This window comes from Brevibacterium permense, from assembly GCF_013280495.1.
Lineage (GTDB): Bacteria > Actinomycetota > Actinomycetes > Actinomycetales > Brevibacteriaceae > Brevibacterium > Brevibacterium permense.
Map to the genome: position 1 here is coordinate 350,518 of NZ_JABSSX010000004.1, position 15,091 is coordinate 365,608.

The following is a 15,091-nucleotide window of genomic DNA, read 5'->3' on the forward strand; positions in this document are numbered from 1 at the left end:
AGTGGCCACGAGCGCACGCGAAGCGACGTGAGGGGCCTCCGGCCCGGCCACCTCGTGGGGAGTCATCGACTTTTGATCCAGTCATCGAGAGAAAACTCGATGACCGTATCAGAACCCGATGACGAACCGAACGAAACTCGATGCGTGCCGGGCTCTACCGCTCGGTCGGGATGAGGGCCCACATGGCGAAGGCGAGCAGCACGAAGCCTGAGATGACGCCGCTGATGACGGGGATGAACGCCGGAGCCGCCGCGAAGAAGGCAATGAACCCGCCGATTCCGCAGAGTGTGACGACGGTGGCGAGCACATGGAAGCGGTCGAGCCCGAACACCCAGCCGAGCGCGAAGAAATGAGTGCCGACGACAACGGCCACCCACGCCACTCCGAGCTCCGGATGGCCGAGGCTCGCCAACAGGCGGGTTCCGGCGAACAACAGGACCGCCTCGATGAGCACGATGATCCAGTAAGCGCGCCAGGACGTCCGTTCCCGACGACCGCGTTCCCCAGATTCGCCGAGGCGGCCGCCACCACCACGTCTCCGCAGCAGTCCGCGAACCGCGAGGACCGCGATGCCGACGAACACGATGACGCCGACCGCGATGACGAGTGTGCGCCCCAGGATCGAGAACTGGACGGTGTTGAGGACGAGGAACAGCAGTCCGAAGCCGGCGCCGATGAGCGCCCCGATCTCAGCACCGGCGGCTGTCTGCCTGCCCCTCGGTGACATCGAGCTGTTCGGCCCAGGTTCTACCGTGGTCATCGTCGTCCGTCTCTCGTCGTCATCGGCACCCTTGCGGGCAACATTCTTCCACCGGTGCACCGACGCTCCGATGCGGACTGACGAAACTCGGCGAACTCACAAGAATCTTCCGGCAACGCGATTCTTGACCGCGGTCATAACCTGATGTTCACCAGGCGTGAACCTAGAATCATTCTTCGTTCGAGGAGGCAACGATGCCAACATCCACCAGCCCGACTCAGCATGCCGCACCCACGGATTTCGTCGACATCCTCTACGTCGTGGAAGTGACCTGCGCAGTGACACCAAGGCGACCTACGTCTCGGACGCCTACGCTTCAGCGGGCGCCATCGGCCGCGGTGTTCACACCGACAGCCGTCAAGTGCAGCTGTCGTCAGGAACAGCTGTCGACAAGAGCGGCAGAGGAAGAGAGCACTGCCGCTGTATTCGCGTCGTAGACTCGAAGGGAAGCGACCGAAAGGAGCGTCAGCGGATGTCCGAGAAGAAGAGCTCAGCCAAGAGCAGCGCACACGAGGTCCGGGTCCGCCGCATCTACGACGAAGCGCAGACGTCCGATGGGACCCGAGTTCTGGTCGATCGGGTCTGGCCGCGCGGGGTGAGCAAAGACAAGGCCCAGCTCGACGAATGGGTCAAGGACATCGCGCCCTCGACCGAGCTGCGCAAGTGGTACTCCCACGACCCGGAGAAGTTCGACGAGTTCGCTCGCCGCTTCCGCGAGGAACTGAAGAACGATGATGCCGCGCAGGCCCTCGATGAGCTGCGGGAGCTCGCACAGAAGGGGACTCTCACCCTGCTCACCGCGGCCAAGCGCGACGACATCAGTCAGGCCACCGTGCTCGCCGAGATCCTCAATGACGGTAAGAAGACGAGTGGAAAGAAATCCGGAAGGAAGACGACCGGGACCACCAAGTCCGGAAGCAAGAAGTCGAGCTCCAAAAAGGGCGGCGAATGAGCGAGATCAGCCCTGACACCTGCGACTGGACTGATGTCCTCGCCGGCGGCTGCTCCGAATGCGGCTACACCCTGGGCGCCGGCGGTTTCTCCATCGCCGGGGGGCCCAATGCCCGGGTCTTCCAGATCGCGATCAAGCACCGACCATGGCCGCCAGCGGCCTGCTAGTCCCGGCGAAACTCAGCTCAGAGTCCCGGCCGGCTGCAGCCGTTCGCGCGCGTGCTTCCACGGTTTGTCCCAGGACATGTCCTCCGGCAACAACACTTGACCGCAGGCGCTGCACACCTCGCCCTGAGTCGTCTCCTGCCCGCAGGCGTCGTGGATGAGTGCCATATGGCCTCCACCGGCAGGCAGTGCGGTGTGCTTCTCTGCCCACAGCGACAGCTGCTGCAGGATCGGCAGCAGATCGGCGGCGGCCTCGGTGGCCGCATAGCCCTGCCGGATCCGGGCCCCATCGGCGTAGTCGACCTTCGTCAGCAGCCCGGCCTCGATCATCCCGGTCAACCGCCGGCTGAGCACGGCTTCGGAGATTCCGAGATTCTCACGCAGCTGATCGAAACGCCCCCGACCATGGAGGACGTCGCGGACGATGAGCAGCACCCACGGATCGCCGAGCACGTCGAGGGACCGCTTCACCGGGCAGAACTCCTGCGACCAATCCGAACGCAAAGCCATATCGACTACCTTTCTTCGACGAAGTCTGCCTATACTTCCTCCAGTGTAACTTCCTTGAAGAAAGCCCGAGGGATCGATGTCGACCACTCCACCCGCGCAGCGGAGGCACCGCCGCATCCACCCCGCCTGGTGGGTCGCTGCCGTCGCCTTCATCGCCCTGCTCGCCGCCGCCGGATTCCGGGCTGCTCCCGGAGCGCTCATGGTCCCGCTCCATGCGGACTTCGGGTGGTCGATGAGCAGCATGTCCCTGGCCGTGAGCGTGAACCTGCTGCTCTACGGGCTCACCGCCCCCTTCGCCGCGGCACTCATGGATCGCTTCGGCATCCGCCAGGTCGTGGCCGCGGCTCTGGCTCTCGTCGCCCTCGGCGCCGGAGGCAGCGTGCTCATGACCGCATCGTGGCAGCTGCTCATCTTCTGGGGAGTGCTCATCGGGCTGGGCACCGGTTCGATGGCCCTCGTCTTCGCCGCCACCGTCGCCGACCGCTGGTTCCTCGCCCGTCGCGGGCTGGTCATGGGCATCCTCACTGCCGGATCGGCCACCGGTCAGCTGATCTTCCTGCCGCCGGTCGCCACGATCGCCGAATCCACCGGATGGAAGCCGGCATCCCTGCTCATCGGCATCGCGGCGATGGCCGCCGTGCCGCTGGTCTGGTTCTTCCTCCGTGATCATCCCTCGGACCTGGGCGTCCTGCCCTACGGTGCGCCTGATGCGAGCACGGATCGCCCGACCGACCTCGACGACGCGACCGAACCTGAGGTCGACACCCCGACCACGGCGGAGTCCGGCCCGACCACGTCCGCCGAACGCCGCGGCACCGGCGCCGCCCGACGCGCCTTCACAGGTCTCTTCTTCGCCGCCCGTCATCGCTCGTTCTGGGCTCTGGCCATTGCCTTCGCGATCTGCGGCGCGACGACGAACGGACTCATCGGCATCCACTTCATCCCCTCGGCCCACGACCATGGAATGCCGGCATCGACGGCGGCCGGCCTGCTCGCGGTCGTCGGGATCTTCGACATCGTGGGCACCGTCTTCTCCGGCTGGCTGACCGACAGATTCGATCCCCGGATCCTCCTCGTCGCGTACTACACCTTCCGCGGGGTCGGCCTGCTGCTTCTGCCCTGGCTGCTCTCGGACACGGTCCACCCGAGCATGATCCTCTTCATCGTCGTCTACGGCCTCGACTGGGTCGCGACGGTCCCACCGACGGCCGCACTGTGCCGGGAGATCTTCGGCGACAACGGCACCATCGTCTTCGGCTGGGTCTTCGCCGCCCATCAGATCGGGGCCGCCGCCGCTGCCTTCGCCGCCGGCGCCGTCCGTGACGCCTTCGGTGAGTACACCTACGCCTGGTGGGGCGGGGCGGCCATGTGCGTCATCGCCGCGGTCCTGTCGTTCGCGGTCAAGCGCCGTCTGATCGGTGATCCCAGGGAACCCGCCACCGCCGAGGCGGCCGCGTAGCCCAGCTCAACCGAGGTTCAGTCCCGTTCCTCCGGTTCCCACAGCTCGATCCGATTCCCTTCGGGATCGGTGACCCAACCGAAGCGTCCGATTCCGTCCATCTGCTGGGTCTCGTCGTCCACCTCGGCGTCGGCAACGCGGAGCTGCGCGATCATCGCGTCGAGGTCGACGACACGGAAGTTCAGCATCGTCTGCTGCCGGTCCTGGCCCCCCGGTCGCGTCCCGAAGTAGTCGGTGTCGGCTCCGAACATCGCCATCACGGTCGGTCCGGCCGGCTGCTGCCACAATCCGTGATCACCGAAGTCGACGCCGAGGACGTCGCGGTACCAGGCCGTCATCGCCTCGGGATCGGCCGCCCGCAGGAAGTATCCGCCGATTCCGTTCACTCTCTCTATAGATGAATGGTAGTCCCAGGGATGGACTCAAGTGTCGCGGAATGTCGGGAGACTGTAGTTTGTTACAGGGCACAGATCGTCAATCCGTGAAAGGACGTTCCATGAGCAAGTTCGCTGTCACCAATGCCAACACCGGCGAGGTCGAGGAAGAGTTCGCCTCGGTTCCCAAAGAGGAGATTCCCGCCTACATCGATCGTGCCCACGAGGCACATCTGGCGTGGAAGGAGACGCCACTGCATGAGCGCGGGGCGATCCTGCGCAAGTTCGCCGATCTCGTCGATGAGAATGCCGATGAGATGACCGACATCATCGGCCGTGAGATGGGCAAGATCAAGAAGCAGGGTCTCGGCGAGGTCGACAAGGTCGCCCGCACCGCCCGCTGGATGGCCGACAACGCCGCCACCCACCTGTCCACGACCCACCTGGCCGCCGCCGGTGCGGCCAAAAGCTATGTCGAGCACCAGCCGCTGGGCGTGCTGCTGGGCATCATGCCGTGGAACTTCCCGTACAACCAGATCGCCCGCTTCGTGCTGCCCAACCTCATGGTCGGCAACACGATCATCATGAAGCAGGCGTCGATCTGCCCGAAGTCCTCGCAGTACTTCGAGGACCTCCTCATCGAGGCGGGACTGCCGAGGGGCGTGTACCAGAACATCTACCTCGATTCCTCCCACGCCGAGGAGGTCCTCAAGGACTTCCGCGTCAAGGGCTTCTCGCTCACCGGTTCCGAGGGTGCCGGTGCGTCGGTGGCCGCGATCGCCGCGAAGTACTACAAGCGCGCGGTCCTCGAGCTCGGCGGAAACGACCCGGCCGTCGTCCTCGACTCGAAGGACGTCGCCTCGCTCGCGCAGAAGCTCGTCGGGATTCGTCTGGCGAACGCCGGCCAGGTCTGCACCTCGCCGAAGCGCATGATCGTCGTCGATGACCTCTACGACGAGTTCGTGGCGGAGGCTGTCAAGGCCGCCGAGGCTACGAAGGTTTCGGACTTCGACGACCCCGAGGCCGGCATGGGACCCGTGTCCTCCGAAGGCGCCCTCGAAGAGATCATCGAGGCGATCGAGAAGGGTGTTGCCGATGGCGCGACCCTGCACACCGGGGGCAAAAAGCTCGACCGTCCCGGCTGGTTCATGTCCCCGGCCGTGCTCACCGACATCGACCCGAAGTCGGACCTGGGCTGCAACGAGCTCTTCGGACCGGCCGTGATGATCTACCGCGCCAAGGACGAAGAGGATGCTCTGCGCCTGGCAAATGACACCGAATACGGCCTCATGTCCTCGGTGTGGACCGATGACCTCGAGAAGGGTCAGGAGTTCGGCAAGAAGATCAACGCCGGCATGACCCTGATCAACAGCCACATGGAGTCCGGACCGGAGTACCCCTTCGGCGGCATCAACCGCTCCGGCTATGGCCGCGAGAACGCTCAGTGGGCGTTCCAGGCGTTCACCAACGAACACCTCATCCGCGTCCACGTCTGATCAGTCGCACCTGGTCTCAGGTTGATCTGATCGGCTGAGTCCTGTGCCCTAGCGCAGGATCACCATCGCCGAGGCGACCGAAAAGGCCCGATCGACAGCGAACTTCCGCTGTCGATCGGGCCTTTTCGGTTGGGTCGGTTCTGCCTTTGAGGTCAGAACGAGTCAACTCAGGATGTAACTTCAGACGACCGACTCGGCATAGAGCGCCGAGTCCAGAGGCGCGAGTTCCGGCGTTTCCCGAGCTTCGGCGAGAGCGGCTCTGTCTGCCTCAGCCGAGAGCGGGTCCGACGCGGATCGCGTCGGCGGCGTTGAGGGCGAGTTCGATGCTCTCGTCGCCGACGCTGACCGCGATGGCCGAGGCGGCCGAGCTGATCGATCTCACCTGCAGCTTCGTGCCGATGACGATTCCACGATCGGTGAGGTAACGCAGCAGTTCAGGCGACCGGTCGGAGACGCGCACGACCTCGACCTCGACGCCCGGGGCGGTCTCCTGCAGCTGCCGGCTCGGGAAATCGGCTGTATGCCCGTCGGCATCGGGGATCGGATCACCGTGCGGGTCTCGCTGCGGATTTCCCAACGCGGCGTTCATCCGTGCGAGCACGAGATCGGAGACGGCATGTTCGAGCCGATCCGCCTCGTCATGGACCTGATCCCAGCTCAGCCCGAGGGCCTCGACGAGGTAGGACTCGACGATGCGGTGGCGTCTGACGATCGCGACGGCGACCTGCCGGCCGGCGTCGGTGAGCACGATCTGCCCGTAGGGTTCGTAGTCGATGTAGCCGTCGCGGGCGAGCTTCTTCAGGTTCGCCGAAACCGTTGAGGCGGTCACTCCCAGCTGTTCGGCCATCTCCGTGGTGGCGGGGCGACCGCCAGGCCATTCGTAGGCCTTCCAGATGAGGGTGACGTAGTCCTCGACCATGCGGGTGACAGCGGGGCGCGGCATGATGCTCATTCTACGCGCGGGCCTTAGCCGGGTCCGTCTCATCCGCAATGCCGACGATCGATTCGCGCTGCGGTTCGGCCGCCTCGGCGGGTTCCACCTCATCGGGATCGGCCTGCGGCCGACGGAACGGGGCGGCGAGCGTCGGCAGGATGTCCTTGCGATGAAGGAAGAGGAAGACGATCGCCAGGATCGCCTGGACCGCGGAGAGGATGTAGCGACCGGACGTGTCCGTGACGAAGAACTGCAGCCCGAAGAGCGCGGCCAGTCCCAGCGCGGGTGCCCAGTGGAAGCGCAGAGCAAGGATGATCGCCACGCCGAGGATGGTCTGCGTAGCCGTTAGCGTGAACTCCTCGATCTGCCGCCCATCCAGGGGCAGCCCGGGGCCGCCTCCACCGGCGAGGTGGGCGATCGGCAGGGATCCGACGAGCAGGCTCCACTGGTTGACCTTCGAAGCGATGAGCGTGCCGATGGCGGCCCCGCCCATGCCGCGCAGAGCGAACATCGCGGCGATGATGAACTCCGGAGCCTCCGAGGCCAACGGCGCCAGCCACTGGACGAGGAAGTAGCTGTCGATGCCCAGGGCCGAACCCGAATCCACTAGCGCCTCGGCGAAGGGTTCGGCCGAGGCCAGGATGATCGCGGCGGAGACGACGAACATCGTGACCACCGTGATCCGGCGGGCCTTCTTGGGCATGGCGACGATGAGGGCGGCGGCGCCGACGAACTCCTCCTCGTCATCGCCGGTGGCCTGGCCGGCACGCCACAGGTAGGCGACGAAGATGAGGACGAGTGCGACGCCGAACCAGATGGGGATGCTGCCGAGCAGGGGGATGGCGAAGGCGATGACACCGAGGATGACGAGGAATCCGATGTCCATCCGGCTGCCCGAATCCAGGCGCAGGGAGGTCTGGACGGGTGATTTCGTGCGCTTCGCGATGCGACGGGCGACGAGGAGGGCGATGATGACGACGAGCGGCCAGCCGAAGCCGAGCAGCAGTCGGTTCGATCCGGTCATATTCGCCGCCGCGAAGTGCAGATAGTCCGGATCCGAGCCGGACCGGAACGCGTAGTAGAGGTCCACGGCGTATTCGGGGAGGACCGCGATGAGGGCCAGCAGGGCGATCGCCAGGGCACCCGAGATGTCCTTCTGCGCCGCCTCGGCGGCCCAGGCGAGGAGGAATGCGGCCGCGACGATGGCGGCACCGAAGGCGAGGAGTCCGAGAACCGGTGCGAGTTCGATGCCGGTGATGCGCAGCACCACGGCGGGTGCGGCGATGAGCAGGCAGATCGCGAAACGGCGAAGGATTGCGGCGGGCATGACTCCAGACTTCCGCCCGCGAATCGGGTGTGTCTACGCACAACTGAGACTTAGACGCCTCCAACAATTTGGGCAGGGCTCTGTGGCCGCGGAATTCCGGGGTTCCGGCGGCGTGAGTCTCAGGTGTATGTGCCGGAGATCACCGGGTGAAGGTGCGGAGCCTCGGCTCAGGCGCATTTGGAGCGCATGGCTTTGAGCTGCTTCACCGTGGGGTCGGCGGCGAGCGTCTGGTACTCGTCGGAGCCGAGCGGCACGAGTGCGACACGGCAAGAAGTCGCCCTCGCGACGCGACCGACCGAGGAACTGGCCGTGATCGCTGCCGACCTCGGCTACACCGACCAATCCCACCTCATCCGCGTCTTCCGCACAGCCACCGGCATCACCCCCGACGCCTACCGCCGCACCATCAGCAGTCTGACCGCCTGATCCGGGTCCAGGTCTCGGACCGGACTACTCAGCCTCGAGCGCTGCGGCCAGGTAGGGCGCCGATGGGGTGTTACCGGCCGAGGCGATCTGCTCCGGGGTGCCCACGGCGATGACCTGTCCGCCGTCGTCGCCGGCGCCGGGACCGAGTTCGATGACGTGGTCCGCGGCGGTGATGATCCGCATGTCGAGTTCGACCATGACGACGGTGTTGCCCGCGTCGACGAGGGTCTGCAGATGAGTGATGAGCCTGTCGGAATCCGCGCAGTGCAACCCGGAGGTGGGTTCGTCGAGCACGTAGAGGGTGTCCCCGCGCTGGGACCGCTGCAGTTCGCTGGCGAGTTTGACCCGCTGCGCCTCACCGCCGGAGAGCTCGGTCGCCGGCTGGCCGAGGCGCAGATAACCGAGACCGACGTCGATGAGCGCAGTGAGCGAGCGCATGATGTCGAACTCCTCGGTGAAGAAGTCGTGGGCTTCCTCCACACTCATGGCCAGCACCTCGGCGATGGTGCGTCCGCGCCAGAGGATCTCGAGCGTGCTCGACTGGTACCGGGTGCCGTGGCAGTCCGGGCATTCTGTATAGACCGAGGGCAGGAAGAGCAGCTCGACCATGACGGAGCCTTCGCCCTCACAGGTCGGACAGCGACCGCCGGCGACGTTGAAGGAGAACCGACCGGGCTTGTAGCCGCGCTCACGCGCCTCCGGGGTCTCGGCGAAGCGGCGGCGCACATGATCGAACAATCCCGTGTAGGTCGCGACGTTCGACCGCGGTGTGCGACCGATGGGTCGCTGGTCGATGCTCACGACACGGCGGATGCCGGTGAGCTCGCCCGACACCGAGCCGTCGAGCTCCTCGGGTTCGTCGGTCAGGAGCAGCTCATCGCCCTCGGGTGCGGGTTCGTCCTCCTGAGCCGGTCGCCCGAGGCGGTCGCCGACGAGCGCCGGCAGCACCTGGCTGACGAGGCTGGACTTGCCGGACCCGGACACTCCTGTGACCGCGGTCAGGGCACCCAGGGGCAGCTCGACACTGGCATCGCGCAGGTTGTTGCGGCGGATGCCCTCCACCCGCATCCATTCGCGCGCCTGCCGCGGTTCGTGGGATTCGAGGCCGCGACCGCCGAAGACGTAGCCGCGAGTGATCGACTCCTCGACCTCGGCGAGACCGTCGGTGGGGCCGCTGTAGAGGACCTGCCCGCCGCGTTCGCCGGCGCCGGGACCGATGTCGACGAGCCAGTCGGCGTGGCGCATGAGGTCGACGGAGTGTTCGACGACGAAGAGGCTGTTGCCGCGATCCTTCAGCCCGTCGAGGATCTCCATCAGCGCAGTGACGTCCTGCGGGTGCAGACCCGCGGAGGGTTCATCGAGGACGTAGACGACGCCGAAGAGCTCCGAGGTCAGCTGGGTGGCCAGCCGCAGCCGCTGCAGCTCCCCGCCCGACAGGGTCGGGGTGCTGCGGTCGAGGGAGAGGTAGCCGAGTCCCAGATCGACGATGGGTCGGAGACGATCGATGAGACCCCCGCCGAGGCGGACCGTCGTGGCCAGCTTCTCCGCAGAGATCTCCTCGCCGGGCGCCCCGTCGGGGGCAGCGGGTGTGCCGTCCGCTTCGGCGGACTTCTCAGCCGAGGCGACGGTCTCCTCGAGCAGGGTCATCAGCTCGTGCAGGGGCAGAGCGGAGAACTCGGCGATGTCGAGACCGGCGATCGTCACGGACAGGGCCTCGGGTTTGAGCTTCTTGCCGTGGCAGACCGGGCAGGGGGCGGCGGTGAGGAACTCGGCGACGCGACGCTTCATCCCAGCACTCTTCGTGTTTGCGAACGTGTCGAGCACGTACTTCCGGGCACCGACGAAGGTTCCCGAATAAGTCGGTTCGGTGCCTGCTGCGATCGCTTCGCGCGCTTCGGCCAGCGTCAGCCGGGAATGGACGGGAAGGTGCGGGGTCTCCTCGGTGTAGAGGAGCCAGTCGCGTTCGGCCTTCGGCAGGTCCTGCCACGGGACGTCGACGTCGAAGCCGAGGGCTACGGCGGTATCGCGCAGCTGGTGGCCGTGCCAGGCGGTCGGCCAGGCAGCGATGGCGCGCTCCCGGATCGTCAGCGTCGGATCCGGGACCATCTTGTCCTCGGGCACCTCGTAGACGCGGCCGATTCCGTGGCATTCCGGGCAGGCTCCCTCGACGGTGTTCGTCGAAAAATCCTCGGCCAACAGCATCGACTGCCCCTCCGGGTACTGCCCCGCCCGTGAGTAGAGCATGCGCACGAGGCTGGACACCGTGGTGACGCTGCCGACGCTCGAACGTGCGCTGCGCCCGCCGCGCTGCTGCTGCAGGGCGACCGCCGGCGGCATTCCGGTGATCGAATCGACGTCGGGGACCCCTGCCTGGTCGATGAGCCTGCGGGCATACGGTGCCACGGATTCGAGGTAGCGGCGTTGGGACTCGGCAAAGAGGGTGCCGAAGGCCAGGGACGACTTGCCGGATCCGGACACTCCGGTGAAGACGACGAGCGCATCCCGAGGCACAGTGAGATCGAGGTTGCGCAGGTTGTGTTCCCTGGCGCCGCGGACCCTCACGTCCGACTGGATCTCGGTCGAGGATGTCGGAGCCGAGGGCACAGAGGAGGTCATGAGGCCACCGTACCAAGGTCGGGACCTCCGATCACCTAGGCGACCGACGACAGAACCCCTCGTTCCGGGAATTTCGGAACGAGGGGTTCGATGTGCCTCAGTCGGCCGCTGTCATTGGCTGGCCATCATTCGGCGAGGCTGGCCTCGGTCGGTTCGACCACCTCGGCGGGGTGCTCATCCTGGTCTTCGGGCTTGCGGATGAAGAACGCGAGGACGATTGGGACGATCGCGATGACCGTCGCCAACAGGAACGCGGCGTGGCCGCCGGGGGCGCCCGCCTCGGGGACGGACTTGCCCTCCGCCTGGCCCGAGTGCAGGGCCGCGGAATAGATCGAGATGAGCAGCGCGGTGCCGGCAGCTCCCGCGACCTGCTGCAGGGTGTTGAGTGCTGCCGAACCATGGGAGTACAGGTGGCGCTCCAGCGATCCCAGCGAGGCGGAGAACAGCGGAGTGAACGATGCGGCCAGGCCCAATGACATGACGATCTGGACGATGATGAGCAGCCAGATCGGCGTTCCCACACCGGCCGTCGAATACGCGAACATCGAGGACGCGATCATGATCGTGCCGGGCACCAGCAGCGTCTTCGGTCCGCGGGCGTCGTAGATCCGACCCATCACCGGCCCGAGCAGACCCATGATCACCGAACCGGGCAGAAGCACGAGACCGGACTGGGTGGCACCGAGTCCGACGACGCTCTGCAGGTACAGCGGCAACAGGGAGAACGTGCCGAACATGGACAGGGCGACGACGGCCATGATGATGACCGAGAAGACGTAGTTCCGCGAATTGAAAACACGCAGGTCGAGCAGGGCGCGATCGCCCTTCTGCAGGACGAGCTGACGCCACACGAAGAGAGCAAGAAACACGACTCCGCCGCCGATCGTCGCCCAGGCCAGGGTGCTCGTCGATCCGCCGCCTGCCTCACCGCCGTGGCCGCCGCCGAACTGGCTGAGGCCGTAGACGATGCCGCCGAAGGCGAACACGGACAGGATGATGGAGATGACATCGATGGGGGCGTGCGTCGACTCGCCGAGGTTGGTCATCCATTTCGCACCCAGGGCCAGAGCGATGAGCGCGATGGGCAGGATGATTCCGAAGAGCCAGCGCCAGCCGAGCGAATCGAGGACGATGCCCGACATCGTCGGTCCGATGGCCGGTGCCAATGAGATGACAAGGCCGACTCGACCCATCATCCGACCGCGCGAATGTGCCGGGACCACGTTCATCATCGTGGTCATCAGCAGGGGCATCATGATGCCGGTTCCTGCGGCTTGGACGATCCGTCCGATGAGGAGCAGGATGAACCCCTGCGAGACGAGGCAGATGAGCGTGCCCGCAGAGAACAGGATCATCGCGGCCAGGAAGATCTGGCGGGTGGTGAAACGCTGCAGGAGGAAACCGGTCGTCGGAATGACGACAGCCATGGTGAGCATGAAAGCACTGGTCAGCCACTGGCCGAGCTCCGGAGGGATGCCGAGGGCCTTGTTGAGCTCGGGGATGGCGATAGCCATCGTCGTCTCATTGAGAATGGCCACGAAGGCAGCGACCAGCAGCAGCCAGATGACCTTCATACCGGCGGGGTCGATGGTGTCGTTATGCAGTGTCTGCGCGTGTGCGGGTGAGCTGTCGCTGGACAAGACGGTGCTCCGTTCGGATGTGTCTGAAGGGCCCGGGGTGTGGGCGGAGGTCGCACGCAGATGCCGAATCGACGCGCAGACGAAAGTGTCAACAGCATCTCAGACTAACGTATTCCCGTTTCTCGCCGACAGTGGGGAGAACCGGAAACTCCGGCGATCTTCGTCACTGCTCGCTCGGTCTCCTCAGCAGGTGCCGTATCGGTAGCCACGATCGCCGGCTGCGACGAGATCGCGGTCGCGCAGGATCATCAGCGGCGGGCGATCGCGAACGGTGCAGGCGTCCGCGAAATCCAGCCCCGCCTCGGCGAGGGTGTCGGGATATTCGATGCCGAGGACACGGTCGCCGTAGATCTCGGTGTACGCGGCGCATTCGTCGAAGGCGACGCACTCCTCGGCCACGGCGAAGTCGAAGCCGAGCTGAGAATGAGCGGTGTCGGCGAGCTCAGCGGCGTTCTTCTGTGCGACCGACAGACCATGGGCGTGGGCACGGTCGACATACGCGGCCGCGAGTTCCAGGGCACCGGTTCGGTCGATGTCGGGGAATCGGTCGGCCGTGTCGAGATTGTCAATCTCCACGGCGTCGAATCCGGATTCGGCGCAGCCGTCGATGACGGGGCCGATGACATCGAGGATCTGGGATCGTCGGTCTGCGGTCGAGGGATCGAGGATGTGTTCTTCCGGCCAATCGGGGTCGACGACCAGGTCACCGGCGGCATCGTGGAGCAGCAGGTCAGCGTGGTCGCGCCAGTCCGCAGCCTCGTCAGGTTGGGTCTGGAAGCCGTTGACGTAGCAGACGGAGTAGGCCTCGGTCAGCGGTGCGGCACCCGCGTCCCGGACGACGATATCGATGCGGCCCTGCGAATCCGGCAGCGAGTCATAGATTCCGCCGAGCTGGTAGTCGAAGGTTCCTGACGTCGGCAGCGAGGACGCTTCTGAGGTCGGCGTGGTCGATCGCGGCGAAGCGTTCGCTGAACAGCCGTCCATCGCCACCGCAATACCGATGGCGACAGCGGCCGCCATCCACCGCGGTGGGATCGGGCTCAGCGGAGGTCTCATGGACACACTGTAGACGGACGCGGCCGGCATCGATGTCGCAGCGGAGTTCATACTCTCTTCGACTCGACGTATCGGATGTTCACCTCGGCGCTGTTAACGTCGGCAGAGGAGACGACCCGTCACCGAGGCGGATCGTCTCATGAAAAGTCAGAACCAGTCACACAGTCAAGCGGAACGAACGGAAGAGAATGACTCTGAAGAACGTCACCACGAAGACCATGACAGCAGCGATGATCGCCGGAGCCGCCGTGCTCGGCTCCAGTTCGATCGCCTCCGCCGCCCAGCCGGCGGCACCGCCCGCCGCATCCGCGGGAGCGGAGAACTCGGCTGCGGCCTCCGGCACCGCCTCGGCGAGCCCGGAGGCGGAGAAGAAGTTCTCGAACATCGGAGACTTCCTCAAGCACTACAAGGGCCAGTCGCTGGCGAACTCGCAGGGCGGCTACCAGGGAGAATGCGTCAGCCTCATCTCCCGGGCGCTCGAAGAAGTCCACGGCGTCGACCACGGAGCGTGGGGCAACGCCGTCGACTATCAGGCAGGCGGCTCCGGCGGGGACAAGATGAAGGCGAACGGCTTCACCTGGCACACCGACCAGAAGTTCGAGAACGGCGACATCCTCGTCTGGGGCGACGGCGACAACACCACCGCCTACGGTCACATCGGCATCTACTACGAAGGCCAGGTGTGGCACCAGAACTTCAACGGCGACCGCAGCCTGCACACCTATGACGGGCTCATCGACGGCTACCTCGGCTACTGGCGCGCATGATAGGTTTTCGCAACGACGAAGGCTCCGAACCATATTGGTTCGGAGCCTTCGTTTTACGAGTGGTGTCTCAAAACTACTCGAGTGGAGGTAAGGGGACTCGAACCCCTAACCCTCTGCTTGCAAAGCAGATGCGCTACCAATTGCGCCATACCCCCGAATCGGGTTCACACCCTCACACCGAGTCGGTGTGTTCGGACCATTCGGCTTGGGCACTCTGGTTCTGGTGCCGCCACCCGAAGAACACTCCCAGTCCCACCAGCGTGAGACCGCTGAGAATCCATCTTCTCATGATCCTCCTCGAAAGGAAATCCTGTTGTGACAGGACGTGGGCCTACCTGGACTTGAACCAGGGACCTCTTCGTTATCAGCGAAGCGCTCTAACCGCCTGAGCTATAGGCCCTCATCGGGTGAACCCGAAGTAAAACAATACCCATCGACCGCAGCTAAACACAAATCGACGCCCAGTGACCCCTCTCACACCCTCCCAGAACTACTGTGAGTATTGATGGTGGCTGGTCTGGGACTGGCTGGCAGAGTAGGAACTGACCGTCCCATTGATCATCATGACCCTCAGAACTACTGACTCGAACGATGTCCTCGTCGGGATCTG

At 65.3% G+C, this 15,091-nt stretch carries 14 protein-coding genes, 2 tRNA genes and 1 pseudogene; 6 read left to right on the top strand and 11 right to left on the bottom strand.

The genetic code is table 11. The features are described 5' to 3' along the window. Positions 1 to 154 precede the first annotated feature (154 nt). Entirely contained in the window at positions 155 to 760 is a 606-nt protein-coding gene (locus HK353_RS08610) for a hypothetical protein (RefSeq protein WP_245395870.1), read from the bottom strand. A 472-nt stretch (positions 761 to 1,232) separates the two neighbouring features. Here HK353_RS08610 and HK353_RS08615 point away from each other — a divergent pair, with 472 nt between their 5' ends. Both HK353_RS08615 and HK353_RS08620 read left to right on the top strand, forming a co-directional pair. After that, positions 1,233 to 1,712 (top strand): DUF488 family protein, N3 subclade, encoded by a 480-nt coding sequence (locus HK353_RS08615; RefSeq protein WP_173155188.1) that lies wholly within the window; start codon positions 1,233 to 1,235, stop codon positions 1,710 to 1,712. Next, on the top strand, positions 1,709 to 1,879 hold the full coding sequence (locus HK353_RS08620) for a hypothetical protein (protein WP_173155190.1): 171 nt from the start codon (positions 1,709 to 1,711) through the stop codon (positions 1,877 to 1,879). Before HK353_RS08615 ends, HK353_RS08620 begins: the two co-directional genes overlap by 4 nt. A gap of 12 nt (positions 1,880 to 1,891) precedes the next feature. Here the strand turns inward: HK353_RS08620 and HK353_RS08625 are convergent, their stop codons facing one another. Then, positions 1,892 to 2,386 (bottom strand): winged helix-turn-helix transcriptional regulator, encoded by a 495-nt coding sequence (locus tag HK353_RS08625; RefSeq protein WP_173155192.1) that lies wholly within the window; start codon positions 2,384 to 2,386, stop codon positions 1,892 to 1,894. A 76-nt stretch (positions 2,387 to 2,462) separates the two neighbouring features. Here HK353_RS08625 and HK353_RS08630 point away from each other — a divergent pair, with 76 nt between their 5' ends. Then, entirely contained in the window at positions 2,463 to 3,845 is a 1,383-nt protein-coding gene (locus tag HK353_RS08630; protein WP_173155194.1) for an MFS transporter, read from the top strand. Positions 3,846 to 3,862: 17 nt separating this feature from the next. Here the strand turns inward: HK353_RS08630 and HK353_RS08635 are convergent, their stop codons facing one another. Beyond that, positions 3,863 to 4,231, bottom strand: coding sequence for a VOC family protein (locus tag HK353_RS08635; protein WP_342589860.1), 369 nt, complete (start codon positions 4,229 to 4,231; stop codon positions 3,863 to 3,865). Between the two features lie 110 nt (positions 4,232 to 4,341). On the opposite strand from HK353_RS08635, the gene HK353_RS08640 reads away from it, so the two are divergent. After that, positions 4,342 to 5,715, top strand: coding sequence for an aldehyde dehydrogenase family protein (locus HK353_RS08640; protein ID WP_173155196.1), 1,374 nt, complete (start codon positions 4,342 to 4,344; stop codon positions 5,713 to 5,715). Between the two features lie 268 nt (positions 5,716 to 5,983). Here HK353_RS08640 and HK353_RS08645 read toward each other — a convergent pair whose 3' ends face one another. The 3 genes from HK353_RS08645 to HK353_RS17590 all read right to left on the bottom strand — a co-directional run bounded on the left by HK353_RS08645 (position 5,984) and on the right by HK353_RS17590 (position 8,230). Further along, positions 5,984 to 6,658, bottom strand: a complete 675-nt coding sequence (locus tag HK353_RS08645; protein WP_173155198.1) for a metal-dependent transcriptional regulator — start codon at positions 6,656 to 6,658, stop codon at positions 5,984 to 5,986. Positions 6,659 to 6,668: 10 nt separating this feature from the next. Next, positions 6,669 to 7,976 (bottom strand): sodium:proton exchanger, encoded by a 1,308-nt coding sequence (locus HK353_RS08650; protein ID WP_173155200.1) that lies wholly within the window; start codon positions 7,974 to 7,976, stop codon positions 6,669 to 6,671. Between the two features lie 167 nt (positions 7,977 to 8,143). After that, on the bottom strand, positions 8,144 to 8,230 hold the full coding sequence (locus HK353_RS17590) for a hypothetical protein (RefSeq protein WP_425350543.1): 87 nt from the start codon (positions 8,228 to 8,230) through the stop codon (positions 8,144 to 8,146). A gap of 43 nt (positions 8,231 to 8,273) precedes the next feature. Here HK353_RS17590 and HK353_RS17595 point away from each other — a divergent pair. Next, a pseudogene (locus tag HK353_RS17595) lies at positions 8,274 to 8,402 on the top strand (helix-turn-helix domain-containing protein); the annotation flags it as partial. A gap of 24 nt (positions 8,403 to 8,426) precedes the next feature. Here the strand turns inward: HK353_RS17595 and HK353_RS08660 are convergent. The 3 genes from HK353_RS08660 to HK353_RS08670 all read right to left on the bottom strand — a co-directional run bounded on the left by HK353_RS08660 (position 8,427) and on the right by HK353_RS08670 (position 13,714). Beyond that, positions 8,427 to 11,018, bottom strand: a complete 2,592-nt coding sequence (locus HK353_RS08660; protein WP_173155204.1) for an excinuclease ABC subunit UvrA — start codon at positions 11,016 to 11,018, stop codon at positions 8,427 to 8,429. Between the two features lie 125 nt (positions 11,019 to 11,143). Then, complete coding sequence (locus HK353_RS08665) at positions 11,144 to 12,592, bottom strand: MDR family MFS transporter (protein WP_173155256.1); 1,449 nt, start codon at positions 12,590 to 12,592, stop codon at positions 11,144 to 11,146. A 249-nt stretch (positions 12,593 to 12,841) separates the two neighbouring features. Continuing rightward, entirely contained in the window at positions 12,842 to 13,714 is an 873-nt protein-coding gene (locus HK353_RS08670) for an endo alpha-1,4 polygalactosaminidase (protein WP_245395871.1), read from the bottom strand. Between the two features lie 188 nt (positions 13,715 to 13,902). Here HK353_RS08670 and HK353_RS08675 point away from each other — a divergent pair, with 188 nt between their 5' ends. Next, entirely contained in the window at positions 13,903 to 14,481 is a 579-nt protein-coding gene (locus tag HK353_RS08675; protein WP_173155206.1) for a CHAP domain-containing protein, read from the top strand. A gap of 82 nt (positions 14,482 to 14,563) precedes the next feature. On the opposite strand, the gene HK353_RS08680 is transcribed toward HK353_RS08675, so the two are convergent. Further along, positions 14,564 to 14,636, bottom strand: a tRNA-Ala gene (locus HK353_RS08680). Between the two features lie 171 nt (positions 14,637 to 14,807). Continuing rightward, positions 14,808 to 14,881, bottom strand: a tRNA-Ile gene (locus tag HK353_RS08685). Positions 14,882 to 15,091 lie beyond the last annotated feature (210 nt).

What these genes read in the sequence shown, in the direction of transcription:
- HK353_RS08610 (WP_245395870.1), bottom strand. Translation starts at nt 760, where the DNA reads ATGACCACGGTAGAACCTGGGCCGAACAGCTCGATGTCACCGAGGGGC.
- HK353_RS08615 (WP_173155188.1), top strand. Translation starts at nt 1,233, where the DNA reads ATGTCCGAGAAGAAGAGCTCAGCCAAGAGCAGCGCACACGAGGTCCGG.
- HK353_RS08620 (WP_173155190.1), top strand. Translation starts at nt 1,709, where the DNA reads ATGAGCGAGATCAGCCCTGACACCTGCGACTGGACTGATGTCCTCGCC.
- HK353_RS08625 (WP_173155192.1), bottom strand. Translation starts at nt 2,386, where the DNA reads ATGGCTTTGCGTTCGGATTGGTCGCAGGAGTTCTGCCCGGTGAAGCGG.
- HK353_RS08630 (WP_173155194.1), top strand. Translation starts at nt 2,463, where the DNA reads ATGTCGACCACTCCACCCGCGCAGCGGAGGCACCGCCGCATCCACCCC.
- HK353_RS08640 (WP_173155196.1), top strand. Translation starts at nt 4,342, where the DNA reads ATGAGCAAGTTCGCTGTCACCAATGCCAACACCGGCGAGGTCGAGGAA.
- HK353_RS08645 (WP_173155198.1), bottom strand. Translation starts at nt 6,658, where the DNA reads ATGCCGCGCCCCGCTGTCACCCGCATGGTCGAGGACTACGTCACCCTC.
- HK353_RS08650 (WP_173155200.1), bottom strand. Translation starts at nt 7,976, where the DNA reads ATGCCCGCCGCAATCCTTCGCCGTTTCGCGATCTGCCTGCTCATCGCC.
- HK353_RS08660 (WP_173155204.1), bottom strand. Translation starts at nt 11,018, where the DNA reads ATGACCTCCTCTGTGCCCTCGGCTCCGACATCCTCGACCGAGATCCAG.
- HK353_RS08665 (WP_173155256.1), bottom strand. Translation starts at nt 12,592, where the DNA reads ATGAAGGTCATCTGGCTGCTGCTGGTCGCTGCCTTCGTGGCCATTCTC.
- HK353_RS08670 (WP_245395871.1), bottom strand. Translation starts at nt 13,714, where the DNA reads ATGAGACCTCCGCTGAGCCCGATCCCACCGCGGTGGATGGCGGCCGCT.
- HK353_RS08675 (WP_173155206.1), top strand. Translation starts at nt 13,903, where the DNA reads ATGACTCTGAAGAACGTCACCACGAAGACCATGACAGCAGCGATGATC.